This window comes from Marinomonas sp. THO17 (genome assembly GCF_040436405.1).
Classification (GTDB): Bacteria; Pseudomonadota; Gammaproteobacteria; order Pseudomonadales; family Marinomonadaceae; genus Marinomonas.
Window position 1 is genome coordinate 426,325 of record NZ_AP031575.1, and the last position, 22,626, is coordinate 448,950.

A 22,626-nucleotide genomic window follows, 5' to 3' on the forward strand; every position below is an offset into this window, starting at 1 on the left:
ATGAATAAACGACCTTTAAGCTTCTACTTTTTGGCCGCTTTCTTTGGCATTTTTATTTTGTTTCTTTATGGCCCAAATATCACCATTGCTATTTTGTCTTTTCAAGGCGCCGATGGTGGCCTAACTTTTCCTATGCGTGGTGTATCCTTACATTGGTTTGCGCAATTATTGGAGCGTCAGGCGGTGGGAGATTTCGCTAGTGCTTTAGTGCGATCATTAGTCTTAGGTGCCATGGTGATGGTATGTACAGTGATTTTTTCTTTGCTGGCCGGCCTTGCCTTTCGTAAACGCTTTGCTGGCAGTAGTGTGATTTTTTACCTTACTCTTGCAAGTTTAATTTTACCTTCAATTTTAGTGAGTCTCGGCATTGGTCTCATGTTTGATCGCTTGGGGTTAACACCAGAGTGGTTTAGTTCTGGCTTCGGAGCGCATCTTACATGGACCTTGCCGTTCGGCTTGCTCATTATGTTCGCCGTGTTTAACCGATTTAATCCAAGTTATGAGATGGCTTCTGCGGATTTAGGAGCCACCTCTTGGCAAACATTTCAATTTATTCTATTGCCTTTACTGGCACCAAGCCTGACAGGCATAGGCTTATTTGGTTTTACCTTAAGCTACGATGAGTTTGCTCGAACTCTGATGACATCCGGGAGCTTAAACACTTTGCCACTGGAATTGTTTGCCATGACCACCAATGTGACTTCTCCTGTATTGTATGCCTTGGGAAGCGTGACGACTTTAGTGTCATTTGGCGTCATCCTTATCACATTAATATTGGTAAAACAGTTAAGCCCAAGCTCGAAAAAATAAAATCGCTTTTGCAACCTGCTTCAACTTTGTCGTCATTAAGACCACTTTAAACGCTTTATTTGCATGGATTGAAAAGCTGAATAGATTGAGGATGATTAGATGACCATTGCGATTATTAACCCCAACGCATCCCATTTTATGACCAAGCAAATGCAGGCGTCTTGCTCTAACCTAGCTTTACAGAATGAGACCTTGTGGTTTGAATGTGAGAAAAGTCCAGCCAGTATAGAAGGGCATAGTGATGGCATATACGCAGCTTATCATTTGCTGGAAAAAGTTCGCCAATTGGAAAATTCTGCCACACCACCTAAGGCCTATGTGATTGCTTGCTTTGATGATACGGGTTTGGATGCCGCGCGAGAAATTACCGCTTCTCCAGTGATTGGCATTGGTGAAGCGGCCATGCACGCAGCAAGCTTTATTAGTCAGAATTTTTTGGTCATGACAACCTTACAAAGATCTGTTGGTATTCTGGAGCGTAATCTTGATCATTATGGTTTAAGGGTTCGATGTGCTGGGGTGGCGGCATCGGGATTGCCTGTTTTATCTCTTGATGCGGATGAGAAGAGTTACGACATTGTGAAGCAAGCAGCGCATAAGATGTTACAGGCGAAAAAAGCCGATGCCTTGGTGCTAGGTTGCGGTGGTATGAGTCATTGGGTGGACGCGTTACAACAAGACTTGGGTTTGCCAGTTTTAGATGGGGTGCGCATTGCCATCAGCTTTGCTGACAGTTTTATTGGTTTAAAATTATCGACTAGTAAGGTGTTGGGTTATGCCTGGCCTGAGGCAAAGACATCTTGATGAAGACATTTAAAATAGGAAGTTAGGATAACTGGTCATAGTGGTTTAATTTTACTCTTACGCAAAGCTATTATTTAAAGACTGAAATCTAAGGGGGAGAGTGATATTTTGTTCTTAATATCACTCTCCCCACTTCTTATTATTGATGTCGGCTTAATCCTTTTTCAAAAGCGGATAAATGATTTTTCGAAGCCTGCATCAGTTTAGTAAAAGTGCTCTTAATGTCGTCATTGTCAGCTTGTTCTAGCAAAGGATTCTTCAGGAAAGAATCGTACATGGCAATGTTATCAATCTCGGCTTGGACACCGATTGCAAAGGCATCTTTAAGTGATTTTGGCAGCTCTACATGGTTTGCCGAGTTATCATGAGGGATAGGGATACTGTGATTGTTATAAACTTCTTTTAGCCATTTTATGTGTGTTTCTTCAGATCTAATGATGTTGCTAAACGGGCGTTGCTCACCAAATTTATCCATAATCAGTTCATACTCGGAACGCGCTAAATATTCATCCTGTATTGCGTAATCCAACATTTGTTGAATAGACGGTGATTTATTTTGTTTTGCCGCATCAGCACCAAATGATCGATCACTTGCATTAACGACATTAACGACATTAAAGGCAGCAAAGATGATCGCTATTGCCATGCATATTACATACTTAGTCATATGTATTTCCTCGATTGGGATTTATTTTGAACTCTTTATATTAGAATAGTTTAATATATTGGGTGTGCTATCTAACAATGGGTAAATTAAGGTAAAGCCAAGCAGTGAAATGATCTGAATGTGGCTTAATTTGAGGCTCACTCTTGCCTTGATAGGCCGTTTCTCTGATAAGACTGATGCCCAGAAGACTTATTCGCACCTTCCTTAAGCTGATGATAGGCATGTGATCTCTTGAATCATTCATTTGCACATTACTTTTTTTCAATGTAAATACAGGCACTTTTGCTATAGTAAGCTCGCTTAAATATTTGTGAGGTAGTAAGGGTGTCTAAATCGCTTTCGTATTCTGTTCTTGAGCAGCGTCTATCAGAAAATGTGTTGATCCTAGATGGTGCAATGGGAACCATGATTCAAGCTTATAAGCTTGAAGAACAGGATTATCGAGGCGAACGTTTTGCGGACTGGCAGAGCGATTTAAAAGGCAATAATGATTTGTTGTCGATCACTCAGCCTAAGATCATTAAAGAGATACACGCTAAGTATCTTGAAGCGGGTGCTGACATTATAGAAACCAACACCTTTAACGCCAATGCTATTTCCATGTTGGATTATCACATGGAAGCCTTAAGCTACGAATTAAATTTTGAATCTGCTCGCTTAGCCCGTGAAGCCGCTGATGAATTTACAGCAAAAAATCCAGCCAAGCCGCGATTTGTGGCTGGTGCTGTTGGTCCTACCAGCCGAACTTGTACCATATCTCCAGATGTAAACGATCCCGGTTTTCGTAATATTCATTTTGATGAATTGGTAGAAGCTTATACTACGGCTGTTGATGGCTTGATTAAAGGTGGGGTCGATATTCTCTTGATCGAAACCATTTTTGATACCTTGAACGCGAAAGCTGCTATTTATGCTGTACTGGATTATTTTGAGAAAACCGGTGTGCGCTATCCCATCATGATTTCCGGCACCATTACAGATGCGTCTGGTCGTACCTTATCAGGTCAAACCACCGAGGCTTTTTGGAATTCCATCGCTCATGCTAAACCCATTTCAGTTGGTCTCAACTGTGCCCTCGGTCCAAAAGACTTACGTCAGTACGTTGAAGAAATGTCGCGTATTGCTGATACCAAGGTTTCCGCCCACCCGAATGCAGGTTTGCCTAATGCTTTTGGTGAATACGATGAGTCTCCAGAAGAAATGCTGGAAGAAATTCAAGGTTGGGTGGATTCCGGCTTCTTAAATATCATTGGTGGTTGTTGTGGCACCGCCCCAGAGCACATTGAGACCTTTGCCAAGGCGTTTGCAGATGCAACACCACGTGTGATTCCTGACATCGCAAGAGAATGTCGTTTGTCTGGTCTTGAGCCCTTTAATATTGGTGCCGATGCCTTGTTTGTCAATGTGGGGGAGAGAACCAATGTCACGGGTTCCGCCATGTTTAAGCGCTTAATCAAGGAAGGGGATTTTGATACCGCCTTGGATGTGGCGCGTCAACAGGTTGAGAATGGGGCGCAAATTATCGACATCAATATGGACGAAGGCATGTTGGATTCGCAAGCGGCCATGGAACGCTTTTTAAAGTTGATCGCTTCTGAGCCAGACATTTCTCGTGTGCCTATCATGTTGGACTCCTCGAAATGGGAGATTCTTGAAGCCGGTTTAAAATGGATTCAAGGCAAAGGTGTGGTGAACTCCATCAGCATCAAGGAAGGTGAAGAGAAGTTTAAAGAACAAGCTCGTAAACTGATGAAATACGGTGCCGCTGTGATTGTTATGGCGTTTGATGAAGTCGGCCAAGCGGATACTCGTGAACGTAAAATTGAAATTTGTCGTCGTTCTTATCGCATCTTGGTTGACGAAGTGGGTTTTCCGCCAGAAGACATTATTTTTGACCCTAATATCTTCGCTATTGCCACAGGGATTGAAGAACACAACCGATATGCCTTGGATTTTATCGAGGCGACTGGTGACATTACTCGTGAATTGCCTTATGCCAAGGTATCCGGTGGGGTATCCAACGTATCTTTCTCATTCCGTGGTAACAATCCGGTGCGTGAAGCCATTCATGCTGTTTTTCTATACCATGCCATCAAGCAAGGTATGACTATGGGGATTGTCAACGCAGGTCAGCTTGCTCTGTATGAGGACATTCCTTTGAAATTACGTGATGCGGTGGAAGACGCCGTATTAAATCGTACCCCTGATGCCACGGATAACCTATTAGCCATTGCCGGAGAATTTGCGGGTACAGGAGAAGCTGCTGAGAAAGAAACGCAAGAATGGCGTGCTTTGCCAGTGGCTGAACGTTTATCTCATGCTTTAGTGAAAGGTATCACGGAGTTTATTGACGAAGATACAGAAGAAGCCCGCTTGGCTTATGATCGCCCTTTGGAAGTGATTGAAGGGCCATTAATGGATGGTATGGGCGTGGTTGGCGATTTGTTTGGCTCTGGCAAAATGTTCTTGCCGCAAGTGGTTAAATCGGCGCGAGTGATGAAAAAAGCCGTGGCTTACTTGATGCCTTTTATAGAAGAAGAAAAAGCCCGTAATCAAGATTCTGCTTCCTCCAGCAATGGTAAGATTGTTATGGCCACAGTAAAAGGCGATGTTCACGATATTGGTAAAAACATCGTCGGAGTCGTATTACAGTGTAATAACTTTGAAGTGATCGATTTAGGCGTCATGGTGCCATCGGAAACCATTTTGCGTACTGCTAAGGAAGAAGGTGCAGACATGATAGGTTTGTCTGGTTTGATCACGCCATCATTAGATGAAATGGTTCACGTGGCCAAAGAGATGGAACGCCAAGGCTTTGATTTACCTGTGATGATAGGTGGCGCAACCACTTCAAAAGCGCATACCGCGGTGAAGATTGAGCAAAACTACAAACGCAATCAAGTGGTGCACGTTACTAACGCATCCCGCAGTGTTGGGGTGGCGAGTTCGTTATTAAGCCTAGACAATGAGCGTCGTCAACGATTTATTGATGAGGTGCAGGCTGATTACGAAAAAACCCGTATTCGTTATAAAGACAGAGCCAAAGCTGGTCGTCGCGTGAGTATTGATAAGGCGAGACAAAATAAGCCGCCAGTCACCTTTGATAAGCAAGTCGTCAAACCAAATCAGCTAGGTCTGACTGTGCTCAGTGAGCAAGATATCGACCTAGGGAAGGTGAAAAATTATATTGATTGGACGCCATTCTTCCAAACCTGGGAGTTGGCTGGCGCTTATCCGCGAATTTTGACGGATGAAGTGGTCGGAGAAGAAGCCACGCGAGTTTATCAAGACGCTTTAGTCATGCTGGATAAGGTGATTGCTGAGGCCAGTTTACAGGCAAGAGCCGTGGTGGGCTTGTTCCCTGCTAATCAAGTGAATCATGACGATATCGAGATTTACTCTGATGAATCGCGCAGTGAGGTTGTGGAAACCTTATCCTTTTTACGTATTCAAAACGAGTTAACGGCTCCGGGCAAATACAATCATAGCTTGGCGGATTTTGTCGCGCCGAAAGAATCTGGTGTTGCCGATTACATGGGGGCCTTTGCTTGTGCAGCTGGGTTTGGTATTGAACCTCTGGTTGAGCAATATGAAGCGGATCATGATGATTATAATTCCATCATGATAAAAGCCGTTGCAGACCGCTTGGCAGAAGCCACTGCCGAGTACCTGCATGAGAAAGTACGTAAAGAGTTATGGGGTTATGCGCCACAGGAAAACTTGAGCAATGAAGAGCTAATTAAAGAGAAATATCAAGGTATCCGACCTGCACCGGGTTATCCTGCTTGTCCTGATCATACTGAAAAGAGCAAATTGTGGGATTTATTAGGCGCGAAAGAAAGTATTGGCATGGAGCTAACCGAAAGCTTTGCTATGTTACCGACTGCGGCAGTAAGTGGCTGGTATTTCGCGCACCCAGATTCAACCTATTTTGGTGTTGGTAAGATTGGTCCAGATCAGGTTGAAGAGTACGCCGAACGTAAAGGCATGAGCAAAGATGAGGCTGAGCGTTGGTTAGCGCCAAACTTAGGATACGATCCTGAAGACGATCGAGTGTAAAGTAATTCCAACGAGAGAGAGGCGGCATGGCTAAGGTTATTAAGGATTCAGAGCAGCATAAAAATCGCATGCAAGCCATCAAAAAGCATGTTGATAAACGCATTGCTAAGGCACAAGAAGATAAGGGTACCTTTGTTCTGTTAACGGGCAATGGCAAAGGCAAATCCAGTTCCGCTTTAGGTATGGTGGCTCGTGCGCTAGGCCACGGTATGAAAGTGGGTGTGGTGCAATTTCTCAAAGGGGAATGGAATACCGGGGAAATAGATTTCTTTCGTCAGCAAGATAAAGTTCGCTGGGAAATTATGCCGTCTGGTTTCACTTGGGAAACGCAAAATCGTGACGCCGACATTTTATCTTCAGAACAAGCTTGGTCTCAGGCAGAAGAGATGCTGAAAGATGAAAGCTTCGACCTTGTGGTCCTAGATGAATTAACCTACCTATTACATTATGAGTATCTCGACGAAGGGAAAGTCTTGGAGGCTTTGATGGCACGGCCTGACAGCCAACATTTAGTGGTAACAGGACGTGGCGCTTCTGATGCTCTTGTTGAGCTTGCTGATACGGTTAGCGAAATAAAAGAAGTGAAACATGCTTTTAAACGTGGCATTAAAGCGCAGAAAGGTTTGGAATTTTAATCAAAATTAGATTCTTTATCTAATTTAATGAGTTTATTTAGGTGAATATACTCTTCTCTCGCTGATATCATTTGTTTTTTTATATTCGTCAGAAATTTGAGGTGAGATATGTCTTCTATCGAACGTTTAGAAGTGGGTCAACGTATGAGTCGCATTGTGAAACACAATGGCACCATATATTTATGTGGCCAGGTCGCAGCAGATGCGAATGCTGGCATTACTGAGCAGACGCAAACCATGTTGGACAAAGTCGAGTCCTTGCTAGTGCAGGCTGGCTCAGATAAAGAACACATTCTATCAGCGACAGTCTACATTCGTGATATGAAAGATTTTGCAGCGATGAATGCCGTTTGGGATGCTTGGGTGCCAGAGGGGCATGCTCCTGCTCGTGCATGTGTTGAGGCAAGAATGGCTCGTCCTGAGTTGCTGGTTGAAGTGTCCGTTGTTGCTTCAGAAAAGTAATATTGGATTAACTATTATCTTAATTGCGTTTCACGATAACATCATTTTCGACCAAAGCATTGCTTAATACGCGAATGGTTCTTGCCATATCACGAGACAGGTTCATTAATAAAATGCCGAAGTCGAAAGGGTGATTGTCGTGGAAGTCGCTGAACAATTGGCTAGATATTTCTAATAACAAGCTGTCTTCTAATGCGTATAAGCTGCCTGCTCGTTCGTGTAGAGCAATCATAGAGACAAAACCTATGGCTTCGCCAAATTTAACAGTACGAGTGCGTGTCCTTTTTTCATTATGTTGTTTGTAAAAGTCTAACGACCCGTGTAGCACGGTATGAAAACTATTACCTTGGCCACCATAAGAAAAAATTTCTTCTCCTTCCATGACTCGATGAATGACGCCATTTTCTAATAAATATTGGATGCCCGTTTCAGATAAAGCACCAAAAATAGAACCTTTTTTTAGTTCTGCAGGTGAAATATCGTATTCAGACTCTGTTGCTAAGACGGTATGCATAATTTCCTCCCGTCAATTTTCTCTCTCTTATATTTCTTCGGCCACTTCAATCAAAACTGAATAGTCGATCTGTTACTAGCTATTATCGACATTGTCCCCAAATATCACTAAGGGCTTTTTGTTTGAACTGGTAACACTTTTGTTTTTCTAGTTAACACATTATGCGGCTTTGTAAGCGTCAGTGATCTTGTGTGGAACTTATTCTATGTAAAGTCGCACCTTGAGTAACTTGTATGCGATAATGGGGCCAACTTTTTGCTACTTAGAGCAATTTTTATTATTTTCTGATTAAGAGTGGAAGAATACTTTGTTAACGACAGCCAATATCACCATGCAATTTGGTGCAAAACCTTTATTTGAAAACGTGTCTGTTAAATTCGGCGAAGGCAAACGCTATGGACTGATAGGTGCGAATGGTTGTGGTAAATCCACTTTTATGAAGATTCTTGGCGGTGATTTGGAGCCAAGTTCAGGTAATGTTTCAAAAGATCCCAACGAGCGTTTAGGTAAATTGAAGCAGGATCAATTTGCCTATGAAGACTATTCTGTTATTGATACCGTTATTATGGGGCACACAGAGCTTTGGGCCATTAAGTCGGAGAAGGACGCTATTTATGCTAAGCCTGAAATGACTGAAGAAGATGGTTTGCGCGCAGGGGATTTGGAAGCGGAATTTGCTGAAATGGATGGTTATACTGCTGATGCTCGTGCCGGAGAGCTTTTGCTGGGTGTGGGTATTCCGACAGAACAGCACTATGGTTTAATGAGTGAAGTGGCGCCAGGATTGAAACTTCGTGTATTGTTAGCACAGGCTTTGTTTTCCGATCCAGATATCTTGTTGCTGGACGAGCCAACCAACAACTTGGACATTAATACCATTCGATGGCTAGAAGGTGTGTTGGTAGAACGTACCTGTACCATGATCATCATTTCCCATGACCGTCATTTTTTGAATTCAGTCTGCACCAATATGGCCGATTTGGACTATGGTGAATTGCGTTTGTTCTCAGGTAACTATGATGAGTACATGACGGCTGCCACACAGGCTCGTGAGCGTTTGTTGGCAGACAACGCCAAGAAGAAAGCGCAAATCAATGAGCTGAAATCTTTTGTCAGTCGTTTCTCGGCAAACGCGTCGAAATCTAAGCAGGCGACTTCTCGTGCTAAGCAAATAGACAAGATTCAATTAGAGGAAGTGAAGCCTTCCAGTCGTCAAAATCCCTTCATTCGCTTTGAGCAAGAAAAAAAGCTGCACCGTTTGGCATTACAGGTTGAGAACCTTGCTAAATCCTACGATGAGAGGATTTTCAGTGATCTTAATATGATGGTAGAAGTCGGTGAACGTATTGCCGTTATTGGTCCAAATGGCATTGGTAAATCGACCTTGCTGAAATGTTTAGTGGGTGATACAGAACTGACTAAAGGTGAGGTGAACTGGTCTGATAACGCCAATATTGGTTACTACGCTCAGGATCATGCTCATGAATTTGAGAAAGATATGGATCTTTTGCAATGGATGGGGCAGTGGGGTCAAGAGGGTGACGATGAGCAAGTCATTCGCGGTACTCTTGGGCGTTTGTTGTTCTCCCAAAACGATATTAAAAAGTCAGTGAAAGTCTTGTCTGGTGGTGAACAAGGGCGTATGTTGTTTGGCAAACTGATGCTGCAAAAGCCAAATGTTCTGGTTATGGATGAACCGACTAACCATATGGATATGGAGTCGATTGAATCCCTAAACCTAGCGTTGGAACACTATCCTGGCACCTTGGTTTTTGTCAGTCATGACCGTGAATTTGTTTCCTCCTTGGCGACGCGCATAGTTGAGGTGACAGCGGATGGCATTGTCGATTTCCACGGCACATACGATGAATATCTGGCCAAGATGGACAGCTAAAAAAGCTTGTCTAGTGAATCGTTAACATAAAGGGAAATCGATTGATTTCCCTTTATGTTATCTTGTTGAATTTTATGATGCTAGCGTTTGTCTTCGTACTGATCTGCTGTCTGAAATTCTATTATTTCCACCTTGTCTCCTTGCTGAATCACCCCTTGATTCAGAGCGATCATATTGATGCCAAAAGTAATTCCCTCGTTTTTTAGTTTACGAAATTTTGCTAGGGTTTTCAGTGGCTCTCCTTTTTTGCTACGCTCAGCATTATCAGGATCTATCGTTGTGAAAATGCAGCGTACACAGGGTTTCACATATTCAAATTCTACTTCTCCAATGCGAATGCGTTTCCAAGTGTCTTCGGCAAAGGCTTGATTGCCTTTGATTATCATATTGGGACGAAATTGCGCCATGCGGATGTGTTCTGGACAAGTTCGATTGAGCTCTTCAAGTGAGGCTTCGGTGGTTAATAAAAATGGATAACCGTCTGCAAAACCAACTGGTGAGTCAGGGCGTCGGCTGGTAAAACGTTGTGTGCCTTCACCAAAAAAAACCAGCTCAGCTTCGGTGCCTAGTATAGATTGAAACCAGTGGTTGGCTTCACTACTTACAGATTGTGCTGACAGGTTCTGCCCCCAAATAGTGACATCTCTGTAGTCTTCAGAGAAACTCACAGGGTCTAGAATTAATGTTTTTTCGTTGCTTGGATGGCTTAGTTCAAGGCAATTATTAGGCAATATCTTGCCGTTAATTTGGGTTAATTGCGGATGTTTTCGGCCTGTAATAAAGTCGCCATTAGGCTTAACTAACATATAGCGTCGATCATTAGTAAGTCCTGAAAATAGCACTTCGGTTTGATCGATGTTAATTCCATGAATGGATTTAATTGGGTAAATCGTGAGTTCACTGAGCAAATAAGACATAACAACTCCTGCTTTGAGAAATTATTATTGCCTATTTTTTAATCGCTGTAAAAAGGGCGGTATAAAAACCTTGCAAGCCTAGCTACAAGGTTTTCTCTGTCTAGATTTTGATTTATAAGTAATAGGATTTTAATGGTGGGAAACCATTAAACTCGATTGCGCTGTAAGTGGTCGTATAAGCTCCTGTAGACAACCAATACATACGGTCACCAATGGCTAAATTCAAAGGCAAGCCGTATTTGTAATTCTCATACATGATGTCGGCACTGTCACAGGTTGGTCCAGCAATAATAACTTCTTCCAACTCGCCACCTTTGTCGACATGAATAGGGTACTTGATGGATTCATCTAAGGTTTCGATCAAGCCAGAAAATTTACCAACATCGGTAAATACCCAGCGATTCAAAGCAGTATGTGATTTACGGGAAATTAAGACCACTTCACTGACCAGAACACCCGCGTTCGAAATTAAGGAACGACCCGGCTCAAGGATGATGCGGGGAATATCATTTCCGAAATCTTCTTCTAGGAAGCGGGTAATCTCTTCTGCATATACGGCTAATTCGTTGGTCTTAGAAAGGTAGTTAGCGGGAAAACCACCGCCCATATTGATCATTTGCAATACTATACCGTCTTCTTTTTTTAGGCGTTCGAAAATGACTTTCACACTCGCAATAGCGGCATCCCATGCGCCAATATCACGTTGCTGAGAGCCCACATGAAAAGATACACCATAAGGTACTAGACCTAATTCTTTTGCCAATTTCAATAAATCCATTGCCATGTCAGGACGACAGCCAAATTTACGGGACAATGGCCAATCCGCTGTGACCGTACCTTCTGTGAGGATACGCACGTAAATATTAGAACCTGGCGCGGCTTTGGCAATGTTGCGCAAGTCAGCTTCAGAATCCGTCGCAAACATACGCACGCCCTGGTCATAAAAGTAACGTACGTCTTTGGCTTTTTTGATGGTGTTGCCATAACTTACCCGATCTGGTGATACATCGCCAATTGCGAATAATTTGTCCAGTTCGTAGCGAGATGCAACATCAAAGTTGGCACCACGGTCGCGTAACAGGGTTAGAATTTCTGGTGCTGGGTTGGCTTTGATGGCGTAGAAAATATCCGCAACAGGAAAACCTTTGGTCAGCTCAGAATAGGCCTCATCAATGATTTCAGTATCAATAACAACAAAAGGGGTTTCTTTGCTTTCTGAAAAAGACTTGATACGCGCGAAGCGTTCAGGTGTGTAGAATGCATTGACGTCAATAGACATGGAGATACTCCTATTTAGCAAACATAAACCGATAATTAAGTAACGTCTTTACCTTCTCCCGTCCTACTTATGGCTGTTACTTATCCGGCTATATGGCCTTAAGCGACGAGCGCAGCAGTTGAAGCGGTGCGGATTATGTTCAGCAATGACGCGGAGCGCAATTTAAGGCCGAATTGGCTGTCCGTCAAGTGTTTTTTTGGAGAGTTTAAATAAAAAAAGAGGCAACAAAGCCCCGGTGAAATTTTTGTATCTTTGCTTGCTTTTATTTACGCAGAAAAACAGTCTGAATTTGGAAAATACCACTTCCAGCGATTAGAGCAACAACGAAATAAATCCCTTCCATAGGGTTATTGGTTAAGGCGGTAAGGCCTGGACCCGGACAGTAGCCACTTAATCCCCAGCCAATACCAAATAGACCTGCGCCAACAAGTAATTTGCTGTCAATGTGTTTGAGGTTAGGTACTTGCCATTCTTTGGCGAGGATAGGATTTAGACGTTTATTTTTGATCCAATAGCCAAGTATGCCAATGGCTAACGCACCTCCCATGACCGCAATGAGGGAAGGATTCCAATGGCCAAAAATATCTAAAAAACCTATTACAACAGCGGGATTGACCATTTCCGAAATAGCGAGACCTAAGCCAAATAACAAGCCGGTTAAAAAGGTGATCAATGCGTACATAAGTGATTCCTATTATTTGGTGATGGCAACAGTGAAAATGGCTGTCGTCATAAAGATTAGGGTGGCCACAATAGATCGCATAGATAGGCGAGAAATACCACATACACCATGCCCACTGGTGCAGCCTCCACCTAAACGTGTGCCATAGCCAACCAATAAACCTGACAAAATCAATAACCAAGGACTTCTTAGCTCTGGTAATGGCATACTAGGTTGAGTGAGAGTTCCGTAGGCGCTGCCTCCAATAATAAGGCCGATAATGAAAAGCAATGGTAAGAGCCGTCCCTTATTAAAAAGAAGCTGTGATAAAATACCACTGATACCGACAACACGGCCCATAGTAAGTAGGTAGAATGTTGTGGTAACGCCGATAAGCAAGCCCCCTATTAGGGGATAAAATAGCTGCTCCATAATCTACTCCTAAGTAATATTAGATAATACTAATTCAATAACATTAGTTTTGTCTAATGTTATTTGTCATGAAATAGTGGAAACAAGTGTGAAATCAATTTGGTTGGGTCAAAACCCACAGCAAGCAAAGTATATTTTTATTTTGCCTAATCTGCCTGAATGGCATTCAGCAATGGATAATCTCAAGCCCGATGTGGCGGATTTGATTCAGCGCAATGGTAATCACTGGCGAAAAATTTTGACCATAATGGCAAAATTAACCGTAACTAATGGAAATGATTGGCGTGTTCATAGAGATCATAGCTTATTTGAGCAGCTTGCTGTTGTTTTTGATATTGCCTCATTAGAGAAGGTGAAACCTTTATCAGAACACACTTTGGTATTCATCGTTGGGCGTAAATTGCGTGCAGAATTACCCATTGCAGAAGAAAGTACTAAGTTAAACTATGAGTGTTGGTGGCACCGCAATTATATTTGGTGTCCGTATTTGGATTATCGTCAATTTCCAAATGCACTTATTGCCGAATTGAAAGGCTATGTATTGGAGAAGTAATACATGTTGAACCTGTTAAAAAATTTGTTCAGTTTGCCTGCTGAGGAAGAAGAACAAATCACCTATCAAAAAGCGGTTGCATCCTTGTTAATGGAAGTTATGTTGGCGGATTTCCAAGTGGCCCCGCAAGAAGAACAAGAGATCAAGCGTTTACTCAAAGAAGTGACTGATCTTGGTGAAGACATTGATCAACTTTATATTGATGCTCGCGCGGGTGTAGAGGAAGCTAATGACTTATACCAATTCACTAAGGTTATTAATGAGAAAGCATCCCTGTCCCAAAAAATGGATCTATTAAAAGCATTATGGCATGTGGCTTTGTCTGATGGCAGTCTTGATGCTCAAGAAGACCATAGAATTCGCCGCATCAGTGAGTTGCTATTTATGCCCCATTCGGAATTTATTCAGGCCAAGTTGGCGGTGCAGCAAGAATTGCAATCCGAATAAGATCTAGCTGATTTAATGTTAGGAAATAAAAGAGGTTTTAAAACAAAAAAGCGCAGCTCAGGCTGCGCTTTTATTATGACTGGACTCAATTATTGAGCAAAGGCTTATGCCGCAAAGTTGGCTGCTGCAAATTCCCAGTTTGCAAGTGCCCAGAAACCTTTTAGGTAGTCCGGACGAACGTTACGGTAATCAATATAGTAAGCATGCTCCCATAGATCTACTGTGATTAGAGGCGTTTGGCCTTCAGTTAGAGGTGTCGCAGCATTACTTGTGTTAACGATATCTAGCTCGCCTGAAGCCGTTTTTACTAACCAAGTCCAGCTTGAACCAAAGTTGTTAACTGCTTTGTCATTGAAGGCTTCTTGGAACTTCTCGAAAGAGCCCCATTTTGCATTGATTGCGTCAGCCAAAGCGCCAGTAGGTTGTCCACTGCCGTTTGGTGTTAGGCTGTTCCAGAAGAAAGTATGGTTCCAGATTTGAGCTGCATTATTGAATACAGGGCCTGCAGGAGCTGACTTCAAAATCTCCTCTAGGCTTTTGCCTTCATACTCAGTACCCGGTACTAGACCGTTCAACTTAACAACGTAAGTATTGTGGTGCTTGCCGTGGTGGTATTCCAATGTCTCAACAGACATGTGTGGCTCTAACGCATCTTTTGCGTATGGAAGAGCGGGCAATTCAAAAGACATTACGATTCTCCTTGCTTTTAATTAACTAAATTGCTTGTTATCAAGCAGTTAATGGTGCATATATAGTAGCACCTATGAAACTAAGATAATATTATTTAGAATTGTTCTGTAAGGTTTTTCCATAATTTTTGTTAATAACCAATATATTAGAATTCCATGCGAAGAGATGATGATGTAGAGATCCCGAGTATGACTCTGGATCAAGATGAAGTGACTGAAAGAAGAGCAATGGACGCGACTAAAGCACGGCCTGCACCTTCTCCTGCAAAACCTGCTCACGCACCGACTGTCGTACATAAGAAGCAAAGTTTGCTAGGCGTGTACCTTTTGCTGCTGATCGTATTACTGGTGTCTGCTGGCGCTGGTTACTGGTTATGGCAACAAAATCAACAATTACGTGATGAACTGTATGGTGCTAAGAGCGAAATTGAGAACTTAGATCATCAGCTCATAGCTGCTGATGTATCGGCTAATGAACAAGGTCAAACGGTTGAGCAAACACTCAAAACCCATGATAGCGAAATTCGTAAATTATGGGGGGTGGCTTATGATCGTAATCGCAAGAGCATCGCACAAAATTCGGAAAACGTGGAAGCGTTAAAGCAAGAAATTGCTTCACTTAAAGCTGATATTTCCACCCAAACTAAGCGTATTGCTCATCAGGATGAAGCCTTCAATGAGCTTGAAGCCGCCTATAATAAATTGCTGGCCAGCGTCGCTCAATTAGATAAGGACTCAAAAACTACGTCAGATCAGCTTAAAGCCCAACAAGTTAATCTGCAAGGCCAAGCGGCACAAATTGCTTCAGCTGAGCGAAGTCTTTCAACTCAAGCGAGTAAGGATCAGGCTCTAACCACAAGCCTTGATCAACTGTCACAAAATGTTTCCAATTTACAGCAACAATTGAAACAAGTGGAAAATAAAGCGTCTAGTGTTAGTAATGCTGAAATTATTAATATGCAGCAAACACTCAAACAACAGCAGGAAGCCATTCAGTCCAGCGATGCTTTTCGATCTCAGGTTAATACTGAGATTATCCGTCTGCGTAAGCAAATTAATCAGCTGATGTTAGAGCAGCAGTTGAACGCGCAATAAAAAACCAAGTATTTGTTGTTGCAAAAGGCCGATGTTGTTATGCATCGGCCTTTTTACTTGTTCCTTTATATAAGCCATTTCTATATAGCTTTTTTAATATGCATATTCTACTAAAGTCTAGAAGGAATGATTTTTATAACCTAAAGGCATGTTATAGTGGCGAAATTGTAAAAGCCTTAAATTTTGAGTAGGACGTTATGACAGAGGCAAGACTAACCCACCTAAAACAGCTGGAAGCGGAAAGTATCCATATTATTCGTGAAGTCGCGGCTGAATTTGATAACCCGGTAATGCTGTACTCTATTGGTAAAGATTCAGCTGTGATGCTGCATCTTGCAATGAAAGCCTTCTATCCGGGCAAACCACCTTTTCCTTTGATGCATGTTGATACCGGCTGGAAATTCAAAGAGATGATTAAATTCCGTGATGAAATGGTTGCCAAGTTGGGACTTGAGTTAATCGTACATCAAAACCAGGAAGGCTTGGAGCAGGGTATTGGGCCTTTCACACACGGTAGTGCCAAACATACTGATGTGATGAAGACTCAGGCATTGAAACAGGCTCTAGATAAGTACGGTTTTGATGCCGCATTCGGCGGAGCTCGTCGTGATGAAGAAAAATCCCGTGCCAAAGAGCGGGTTTATTCGTTCCGTGATAACAAACATCGCTGGGATCCAAAAAACCAACGTCCAGAGTTGTGGAACATCTATAACGGTAAGGTAAACAAGGGGGAAAGTATCCGAGTTTTCCCACTGTCAAACTGGACTGAGCTGGATATTTGGCAATACATCTACTTAGAAAGTATTCCAATTGTACCTTTGTATTTCTCTGAGAAACGTCCTGTAGTTGAACGAGATGGCACTTTGATCATGGTCGACGATGACCGTATGCCCCTCAATGGTGAACAGCCTGAAATGAAATCGGTTCGTTTCAGAACCCTAGGTTGTTATCCGCTGACAGGTGCGGTGGAATCACAAGCCAATACCTTGCCTGAAATCATTCAGGAAATGTTGTTGACCAAGAGCTCTGAGCGTCAAGGGCGTATGATTGACCACGATTCAGCAGGATCGATGGAAGAGAAGAAGAAACAAGGTTATTTCTAAGTTTGGAGTAAATAGAGCATGTCTCATCAGTCAGAATTGATCAGCCAAGACATACTTGGTTATCTGAAACAGCACGAAGAAAAAGACCTGTTGCGTCTTCTTACCTGCGGTAACGTGGATGATGGTAAAAGTACTTTAATTGGCCGTTTATTACACGATTCAAAACTTATTTATGAAGATCATCTTGATGCCGTAAAACGCGACAGTAAAAAGTCAGGTACGCAAGGTGAAGAGGTGGATTTGGCTTTGCTTGTGGATGGCTTGCAAGCCGAACGAGAACAAGGTATCACCATAGATGTTGCTTATCGCTACTTTTCTACTGAAAAGCGTAAGTTCATCATTGCCGACACGCCTGGGCACGAACAATATACACGTAATATGGCGACAGGTGCCTCTACTTGTGATCTGGCGATTATCTTGATCGATGCACGTTATGGTGTACAGACACAAACCCGTCGTCACAGCTACATTGCTTCTTTATTAGGTATTAAGCATGTGGTTGTTGCTGTAAACAAAATGGATTTGGTGGATTTTTCGGAGCAAACTTTTAATGACATTCAAGCGGATTATTTGAAATTTGTGGATCAGCTTGGTGACAGAAAGCCTGCCGACATTCAATTTGTACCTATGTCGGCGTTGCGCGGTGATAATGTGGTGAACTTATCGGACAGCACACCTTGGTACCAAGGCGATACCTTGATGGCCATTTTGGAGTCTGTAAAAATTGATCGTGATGTAAAACAAGATGCTTTCCGTTTGCCTGTTCAATATGTCAACCGTCCTAACTTAGACTTCCGCGGTTTCGCGGGTACCATTGCTGCGGGTCAAGTGAAACCTGGCGATCAAGTAGTGGCGCTACCATCAGGTAAGACCTCTAACGTAGCTAAGATAGTTACTTTTGACGGTGAATTGAATGTCGCTAAGGCAGGTCAGGCGGTTACTATTACCTTAACGGATGAGATCGATATTAGCCGTGGCGATATGTTGTCTCATGTCGAACAAGAGCCTCTCATTTCCTCAGCGTTACGTGCATCTATTGTATGGATGGCGGAACAAGCTTTGGTGCCGGGTAAGCTATACGACTTTAAGCTGGGTACTCAAACTGTGCCTGGTAAGGTACATCACTTTAATCACAGGGTGGATGTAAATACCCTTGAGAAAAGTGAGATTAGTGAACTTGAATTGAATGGCATTGGTGATGCTGTTTTACAATTTGATGCGCCAGTCGCTTTTGATGAGTATCAAAATAGCCGTTTAACCGGTGCCTTAATTATTATTGATCGTTTGACCAATGTGACCGTTGGTGCGGGTATGGTGGAAGAGGCTGTGCTTGAGCTGGATCAAGAGTCGGTTGTTACTGCTGAAGATCGTGCTGCACGTCTTGGTCAAAAGCCTGCCGTGATCGCTTTAAGTTGGGATGTGCTTGAAAAATCTGATGCGTTAGAGCGCTTGTTATTGCGTCAAGGCATTACATCTTTAGTGAATGTCAATGCAACGGCTGAAGAAGCGGCTTTGCTTCGTGAAACGGGTGTGGTTATTTTGGTTTCAGACGAAAGTGTTGCGGACTATAGTATTTCAACCAGCAATATAGACGATGCGGTAGAGCAAATTATCGCCAGCATTCGTTTATAAAAGCTGAGTAAGAATGGTAAAGGCCAGAATTGGAGCTTTCTCCAATCCTGGCCTTTTTGTTTTTGAGTCTATATTTATTTGGATTTAAGCCAATTCAGCGTCTTGTCGTTTTACTTCTTTATGTTGGTCTTCATTGCTACCATATTTCCAATAACTGGAAATATAAAGCTCTTGCTTTGCGATGCCTTTTTCATGTTTAAAATAATCACGTAACAAACGCATACTACTGAATTCACATGCTGTCCAAACAGCGGGTAATCCTGACAACCAAGCCAAGTTTTTAACTTGGTCGAGTAGAAATGTTTCATTCTTGCCCGGTTGTGGGTTAACGGCCCAATGCAGGTTAATACCTTCTGGGTGGGTAAGGGGTTGAATGTCTTCTTCAGAAACCACTTCGATCACAGCGTGACCTCTGGCATTGTCGGGTAATTGCGCTAGATTAACACTGATAGCGGGTAGGGCTGTCATATCCCCCACTAATAAAAACCAATCTCCTGATTCGGCAATCATTTTCTTAGGGCCGGGACCGCCAATCATTATTTCATCACCAGCTTCGCAGTTACGAGCCCAGCTTGATGCGGGACCACCGTCTTCATGTAACATAAAATCAATGTCGAATTCATCAGTACGTTGCTGGCGTATGGTATAGGTTCGAATGATAGGCTTTGAGTCTGTGATAAAAATCAGTTTTACATATCCGCTTTCTTGATCGGCCGGAAGGGTATCCATATTGCTGCCGCCTAAAGTCACACGTAACATGTTTGGGGTGACTAATTGTTTACGAATAACGGTGAAGTTACGAGGTTGCATTCTACTCATGATAACGCCCCTTCTGATTGTGTGGGTGAGGTTAAATTCTGTTTCATTCGATTGGCTAGGGCAATAAATTGCTCCAGCTCAGATTCAGCGATGTTTTGACACATGCGCTGACGATTTTGTTGGTCGATTTGCTGAATCTTAGCGTAAATGGCATAGCCTTTATCCGTCAGGTTAAGTGACTGACAGCGGCGATTAGTAGGGTGTTTATCTTTACTAATGTAATCTTGTTGCAGCAAGTCTTTTAGTAATCTGGCAATTTGAGATTTATCAAGATGGAGCTTTTGAGCAATGTCTCGTGCGCTGCAATTTGGAATCTTGCTAATGCATTTTATGGCTCTGATGTGTGTAATGGCTAATTCTATGCCAGAATTTGTGGTTGCAGTTTTTAATGCCGTTCGATAGCTGCTAACCAAACCGTGTAAAGCTTCGCTAATGGATGCATTCATAAATAATAATCTCTATTAATTGAGAATGATTGCTAATGTATTTAATTGGGTTGATATTGTCAACTCAGTGGTTTGCAAAGAATTGAAATACCATATTTTTTACAATATTCAAGTATTCCCTGCATCAGGATTTAAGTGTGAATGATAGATAAATCTTTTGTTTTTAATGAGGTTTTGGCAGCGCTTGAGCTGCGTTTTGTGACCGCCAAAAAGGCCGCTCAACAAGCGAAAGAAGCGGCGACTAATGAAGAAAGTGTGGCTGAAACCAAATACGATACTTTTGGTCTTGAGGCCTCTTATTTGGCGCATGGTCAATCAGAACGCGTTTATCAGTGCGAGCAAGATTGGCTTAATTTTAAGCGTATCATGACAACAAATATGCTATTAGATCCTCAAGATGATGTGATTAGTTTATGGAGCACGGTACATCTTCAAGCATCTGAAAATGGTGCAGGTGAAAAATATTTTTTATTAAGCAATATTGCTGGTGGATTAAATCTCCCCCTGATTGATAAGGGTAAAGAGCTGGGGCTTCTTGTTTTGATTTCGCCTAGTGCTCCAATAGGGCAAATGCTTATGAATAAGAGTAAAGGTGAGACAGTCTTTATTCCGAAAGCAGGGCAACAGATTGAATTTGAAATTGTTGGCATCAATTAAGGGTTTCAACAACACAAATTTTACTCTGCCTATAGAGAGTCGGACGCGCTTCGCATATAATGCTTGGCCTTTAAATTATTCAGATACTCTGACATTGAAAGAATAGCGCCTTAATGCTGTTTGTTTGATCAGAAAACATACTAAGAACACTAGCTTCTCGTACTGAGACGGTAATAGGAAAGAAATTATGCGCAGCCATTATTGCGGCGAATTAAATGCTTCTAACATTTCACAAGAAATTACTTTATGCGGTTGGGTTCATCGTCGTCGAGATCACGGTGGTGTTATCTTTTTAGATGTACGTGATCGTGAAGGAATTACACAGGTTGTTTTTGATCCAGACCGTGCCGATAGTTTTGCTTTGGCTGACAGTGTGCGTAATGAGTACGTTATTCAATTGACTGGTTTGGTTCGTGCTCGTCCAGAAGGCACCATCAACCCCAATATGCGCACGGGTGAAATTGAAGTATTAGGCACCAGTTTAGAAATCTTGAACGCTGCGCAAACGCCACCTTTCCAGTTAGATGAACATCAGGCAGTAGGCGAAGACATTCGTCTTAAGAATCGTTTTATTGATTTACGCCGTCCTGAGATTCAACAAAAAATGCGTTTTCGCTCTAAAGTGACCTCTGTTTTGCGTCGTTATCTTGATGACAATGGCTTTCTAGACATTGAAACGCCTATTTTAACACGTGCTACTCCTGAAGGTGCTCGTGATTACTTGGTGCCAAGTCGTACTCACCAAGGTAGCTTTTTTGCTTTGCCACAATCGCCTCAGTTGTTTAAGCAATTGTTGATGGTGTCAGGTTTTGATCGTTACTATCAAATCGCAAAATGTTTCCGTGATGAAGATTTGCGTGCGGATCGTCAACCTGAATTCACACAAGTGGACATTGAAACTTCTTTCATGTCCGAAGAACAAATCATGAGCATGACAGAGCAAATGATTGTGAACTTGTTCAAAGAGTTAATGGACATTGATCTTGGCTCTTTCCCACGCATGCCTTATTCAGAAGCCATGGAAAGCTATGGTAGCGACAAACCAGATTTGCGTATTCCATTAACTCTTGTGACAGTGTCTGATTTGATGACAGATGTTGACTTTAAAGTCTTCTCTGGTCCTGCAACAGACCCGAAAGGCCGTGTTGCAGCGTTGAAAGTACCAGGTGGCAACAGTCTAACGCGTAAACAAATCGACGATTACACCAAGTTTGTTGGTATTTACGGTGCGAAAGGTCTGGCCTACATTAAGGTGAACGATAAATCTAACTTAGAAGAAGGTTTGCAATCTCCGATTGTCAAGTTCTTGCCAGTAGAGGTGCGTGCTGCATTGCTTGAGCGTTTAGAAGCACAAGATGGTGATTTGATTTTCTTCGGTGCTGACTCTGCGAAAATTGTCAATGAAGCTCTAGGAGCATTACGTTGCAAGTTGGGTGAAGACATGGATCTTTACACTTGCCAGTGGGCACCTCTTTGGGTAGTAGACTTCCCAATGTTTGAAGAAACAAGTGATGGTGGCATAACAGCGATTCACCATCCGTTCACCGCACCTTCTTGCTCACCAGAAGAATTGAAAGCGAATCCGCTAACGGCTTTGTCACAAGCTTACGACATGGTGCTTAACGGCACTGAGCTCGGTGGTGGTTCCATTCGTATTCACCAAGCGTCCATGCAAGAGGCTGTGTTTGAATTGTTAAACATCAGTGAAGAAGAGCAAGAAGAGAAATTTGGTTTCTTATTAGACGCATTGAAGTTTGGTGCGCCACCACATGGTGGTTTAGCGTTCGGTCTGGACCGTTTGGTTATGTTGATGACTGGATCAAATTCCATCCGTGATGTGATTGCTTTCCCGAAAACTCAGAGCGCGACTTGTTTGTTGACTCAAGCGCCGGGTGAGGTGAGTGAAAAGCAGCTTAAAGAATTGAGTATTCGCGTTCGTAAGCCTATTGCAGAATAAGATTTGCAAGGCAAGTGACAGATTTGACCTGCTTGTCGTGATGGAAACGAAAGAATAGCGTAAAAGGCCGCAAAAATGCGGCCTTTTTTGTATT

22 protein-coding genes are annotated in these 22,626 nt (G+C 42.6%); 13 read left to right on the plus strand and 9 right to left on the minus strand.

The annotated features are described in order from the left end of the window. Positions 1–810, plus strand: coding sequence for an ABC transporter permease (locus tag ABXS85_RS01985; protein ID WP_353668381.1), 810 nt, complete (start codon positions 1–3; stop codon positions 808–810). A 99-nt stretch (positions 811–909) separates the two neighbouring features. After that, positions 910–1,614, plus strand: coding sequence for an aspartate/glutamate racemase family protein (locus tag ABXS85_RS01990; RefSeq protein ID WP_353668382.1), 705 nt, complete (start codon positions 910–912; stop codon positions 1,612–1,614). Between the two features lie 139 nt (positions 1,615–1,753). Here ABXS85_RS01990 and ABXS85_RS01995 read toward each other — a convergent pair whose 3' ends face one another. Further along, positions 1,754–2,281 (minus strand): DUF2202 domain-containing protein, encoded by a 528-nt coding sequence (locus tag ABXS85_RS01995; protein WP_353668383.1) that lies wholly within the window; start codon positions 2,279–2,281, stop codon positions 1,754–1,756. A 324-nt stretch (positions 2,282–2,605) separates the two neighbouring features. Here ABXS85_RS01995 and metH point away from each other — a divergent pair, with 324 nt between their 5' ends. The 3 genes from metH (at position 2,606) to ABXS85_RS02010 (ending at position 7,437) form a co-directional block, all read left to right on the plus strand. Further along, on the plus strand, positions 2,606–6,340 hold the full coding sequence (gene metH / locus ABXS85_RS02000; RefSeq protein WP_353668384.1) for a methionine synthase: 3,735 nt from the start codon (positions 2,606–2,608) through the stop codon (positions 6,338–6,340). Between the two features lie 26 nt (positions 6,341–6,366). Continuing rightward, positions 6,367–6,975 (plus strand): cob(I)yrinic acid a,c-diamide adenosyltransferase, encoded by a 609-nt coding sequence (cobO, locus tag ABXS85_RS02005; RefSeq protein ID WP_353668385.1) that lies wholly within the window; start codon positions 6,367–6,369, stop codon positions 6,973–6,975. A 108-nt stretch (positions 6,976–7,083) separates the two neighbouring features. After that, the gene (locus ABXS85_RS02010; RefSeq protein WP_353668386.1) at positions 7,084–7,437 is read left to right on the plus strand and encodes a RidA family protein; all 354 of its coding nucleotides are present in this window, start codon (positions 7,084–7,086) and stop codon (positions 7,435–7,437) included. Positions 7,438–7,456: 19 nt separating this feature from the next. Here the strand turns inward: ABXS85_RS02010 and ABXS85_RS02015 are convergent, their stop codons facing one another. After that, positions 7,457–7,951, minus strand: a complete 495-nt coding sequence (locus tag ABXS85_RS02015; RefSeq protein WP_353668387.1) for a cyclic nucleotide-binding domain-containing protein — start codon at positions 7,949–7,951, stop codon at positions 7,457–7,459. Between the two features lie 307 nt (positions 7,952–8,258). Between ABXS85_RS02015 and ABXS85_RS02020 the strand changes: the two genes are divergently transcribed. Continuing rightward, a complete protein-coding gene (locus ABXS85_RS02020; protein WP_353668388.1) occupies positions 8,259–9,845 on the plus strand; it encodes an ABC-F family ATPase in 1,587 nt (528 codons plus the stop codon). 80 nt (positions 9,846–9,925) lie between these two features. Here the strand turns inward: ABXS85_RS02020 and ABXS85_RS02025 are convergent, their stop codons facing one another. The 4 genes from ABXS85_RS02025 to ABXS85_RS02040 all read right to left on the minus strand — a co-directional run bounded on the left by ABXS85_RS02025 (position 9,926) and on the right by ABXS85_RS02040 (position 13,134). Further along, positions 9,926–10,762 (minus strand): MOSC domain-containing protein, encoded by an 837-nt coding sequence (locus ABXS85_RS02025; RefSeq protein ID WP_353668389.1) that lies wholly within the window; start codon positions 10,760–10,762, stop codon positions 9,926–9,928. Between the two features lie 112 nt (positions 10,763–10,874). Next, positions 10,875–12,041, minus strand: coding sequence for a type III PLP-dependent enzyme (locus ABXS85_RS02030; protein WP_353668390.1), 1,167 nt, complete (start codon positions 12,039–12,041; stop codon positions 10,875–10,877). Between the two features lie 262 nt (positions 12,042–12,303). Further along, positions 12,304–12,723, minus strand: a complete 420-nt coding sequence (locus ABXS85_RS02035; RefSeq protein ID WP_353668391.1) for a DUF6691 family protein — start codon at positions 12,721–12,723, stop codon at positions 12,304–12,306. A gap of 12 nt (positions 12,724–12,735) precedes the next feature. Continuing rightward, on the minus strand, positions 12,736–13,134 hold the full coding sequence (locus ABXS85_RS02040; protein ID WP_353668392.1) for a YeeE/YedE family protein: 399 nt from the start codon (positions 13,132–13,134) through the stop codon (positions 12,736–12,738). Between the two features lie 88 nt (positions 13,135–13,222). Between ABXS85_RS02040 and ABXS85_RS02045 the strand changes: the two genes are divergently transcribed. Both ABXS85_RS02045 and ABXS85_RS02050 read left to right on the plus strand, forming a co-directional pair. Next, a complete protein-coding gene (locus ABXS85_RS02045; RefSeq protein ID WP_353668393.1) occupies positions 13,223–13,687 on the plus strand; it encodes a hypothetical protein in 465 nt (154 codons plus the stop codon). Positions 13,688–13,690: 3 nt separating this feature from the next. Beyond that, positions 13,691–14,134 carry a TerB family tellurite resistance protein gene (locus ABXS85_RS02050; protein ID WP_353668394.1) on the plus strand — a complete coding sequence of 148 codons (444 nt, stop codon included), beginning with the start codon at positions 13,691–13,693 and terminating at the stop codon, positions 14,132–14,134. A gap of 104 nt (positions 14,135–14,238) precedes the next feature. On the opposite strand, the gene ABXS85_RS02055 is transcribed toward ABXS85_RS02050, so the two are convergent. Then, on the minus strand, positions 14,239–14,823 hold the full coding sequence (locus tag ABXS85_RS02055; protein WP_353668395.1) for a Fe-Mn family superoxide dismutase: 585 nt from the start codon (positions 14,821–14,823) through the stop codon (positions 14,239–14,241). Positions 14,824–14,979: 156 nt separating this feature from the next. Here ABXS85_RS02055 and ABXS85_RS02060 point away from each other — a divergent pair, with 156 nt between their 5' ends. The 3 genes from ABXS85_RS02060 to cysN all read left to right on the plus strand — a co-directional run bounded on the left by ABXS85_RS02060 (position 14,980) and on the right by cysN (position 18,653). Then, positions 14,980–15,918: a hypothetical protein gene (locus ABXS85_RS02060; RefSeq protein WP_353668396.1), complete on the plus strand. Its 939-nt coding sequence runs from the start codon at positions 14,980–14,982 to the stop codon at positions 15,916–15,918. 197 nt (positions 15,919–16,115) lie between these two features. Further along, positions 16,116–17,021, plus strand: coding sequence for a sulfate adenylyltransferase subunit CysD (cysD, locus tag ABXS85_RS02065; protein WP_353668397.1), 906 nt, complete (start codon positions 16,116–16,118; stop codon positions 17,019–17,021). Positions 17,022–17,039: 18 nt separating this feature from the next. Further along, entirely contained in the window at positions 17,040–18,653 is a 1,614-nt protein-coding gene (gene cysN / locus ABXS85_RS02070; RefSeq protein ID WP_353668398.1) for a sulfate adenylyltransferase subunit CysN, read from the plus strand. An 84-nt stretch (positions 18,654–18,737) separates the two neighbouring features. Here cysN and ABXS85_RS02075 read toward each other — a convergent pair whose 3' ends face one another. Next, the gene (locus ABXS85_RS02075; protein WP_353668399.1) at positions 18,738–19,472 is read right to left on the minus strand and encodes a siderophore-interacting protein; all 735 of its coding nucleotides are present in this window, start codon (positions 19,470–19,472) and stop codon (positions 18,738–18,740) included. After that, entirely contained in the window at positions 19,469–19,918 is a 450-nt protein-coding gene (locus tag ABXS85_RS02080; RefSeq protein WP_353668400.1) for a MarR family transcriptional regulator, read from the minus strand. Before ABXS85_RS02080 ends, ABXS85_RS02075 begins: the two co-directional genes overlap by 4 nt. Before the next feature lie 141 nt (positions 19,919–20,059). Between ABXS85_RS02080 and ABXS85_RS02085 the strand changes: the two genes are divergently transcribed. Beyond that, positions 20,060–20,575, plus strand: a complete 516-nt coding sequence (locus tag ABXS85_RS02085) for a GreA/GreB family elongation factor (protein ID WP_353668401.1) — start codon at positions 20,060–20,062, stop codon at positions 20,573–20,575. A 187-nt stretch (positions 20,576–20,762) separates the two neighbouring features. Beyond that, positions 20,763–22,532 (plus strand): aspartate--tRNA ligase, encoded by a 1,770-nt coding sequence (gene aspS, locus ABXS85_RS02090; protein ID WP_353668402.1) that lies wholly within the window; start codon positions 20,763–20,765, stop codon positions 22,530–22,532. The last annotated feature ends 94 nt before the right edge of the window (positions 22,533–22,626 follow it).

Excerpts from the sequence above, each read along its gene's own strand:
- ABXS85_RS02030 (WP_353668390.1), bottom strand. The coding sequence starts at position 12,041 with ATGTCTATTGACGTCAATGCATTCTACACACCTGAACGCTTCGCGCGT.
- ABXS85_RS02075 (WP_353668399.1), bottom strand. The coding sequence starts at position 19,472 with ATGAGTAGAATGCAACCTCGTAACTTCACCGTTATTCGTAAACAATTA.
- ABXS85_RS02055 (WP_353668395.1), bottom strand. The coding sequence starts at position 14,823 with ATGTCTTTTGAATTGCCCGCTCTTCCATACGCAAAAGATGCGTTAGAG.
- ABXS85_RS02060 (WP_353668396.1), top strand. The coding sequence starts at position 14,980 with ATGCGAAGAGATGATGATGTAGAGATCCCGAGTATGACTCTGGATCAA.
- ABXS85_RS02015 (WP_353668387.1), bottom strand. The coding sequence starts at position 7,951 with ATGCATACCGTCTTAGCAACAGAGTCTGAATACGATATTTCACCTGCA.
- ABXS85_RS01990 (WP_353668382.1), top strand. The coding sequence starts at position 910 with ATGACCATTGCGATTATTAACCCCAACGCATCCCATTTTATGACCAAG.
- ABXS85_RS02080 (WP_353668400.1), bottom strand. The coding sequence starts at position 19,918 with ATGAATGCATCCATTAGCGAAGCTTTACACGGTTTGGTTAGCAGCTAT.
- aspS (WP_353668402.1), top strand. The coding sequence starts at position 20,763 with ATGCGCAGCCATTATTGCGGCGAATTAAATGCTTCTAACATTTCACAA.
- cysN (WP_353668398.1), top strand. The coding sequence starts at position 17,040 with ATGTCTCATCAGTCAGAATTGATCAGCCAAGACATACTTGGTTATCTG.
- ABXS85_RS02010 (WP_353668386.1), top strand. The coding sequence starts at position 7,084 with ATGTCTTCTATCGAACGTTTAGAAGTGGGTCAACGTATGAGTCGCATT.
- ABXS85_RS02035 (WP_353668391.1), bottom strand. The coding sequence starts at position 12,723 with ATGTACGCATTGATCACCTTTTTAACCGGCTTGTTATTTGGCTTAGGT.
- cysD (WP_353668397.1), top strand. The coding sequence starts at position 16,116 with ATGACAGAGGCAAGACTAACCCACCTAAAACAGCTGGAAGCGGAAAGT.
- ABXS85_RS01985 (WP_353668381.1), top strand. The coding sequence starts at position 1 with ATGAATAAACGACCTTTAAGCTTCTACTTTTTGGCCGCTTTCTTTGGC.
- ABXS85_RS02050 (WP_353668394.1), top strand. The coding sequence starts at position 13,691 with ATGTTGAACCTGTTAAAAAATTTGTTCAGTTTGCCTGCTGAGGAAGAA.
- cobO (WP_353668385.1), top strand. The coding sequence starts at position 6,367 with ATGGCTAAGGTTATTAAGGATTCAGAGCAGCATAAAAATCGCATGCAA.
- ABXS85_RS02085 (WP_353668401.1), top strand. The coding sequence starts at position 20,060 with ATGATAGATAAATCTTTTGTTTTTAATGAGGTTTTGGCAGCGCTTGAG.
- ABXS85_RS02040 (WP_353668392.1), bottom strand. The coding sequence starts at position 13,134 with ATGGAGCAGCTATTTTATCCCCTAATAGGGGGCTTGCTTATCGGCGTT.
- ABXS85_RS01995 (WP_353668383.1), bottom strand. The coding sequence starts at position 2,281 with ATGACTAAGTATGTAATATGCATGGCAATAGCGATCATCTTTGCTGCC.
- ABXS85_RS02025 (WP_353668389.1), bottom strand. The coding sequence starts at position 10,762 with ATGTCTTATTTGCTCAGTGAACTCACGATTTACCCAATTAAATCCATT.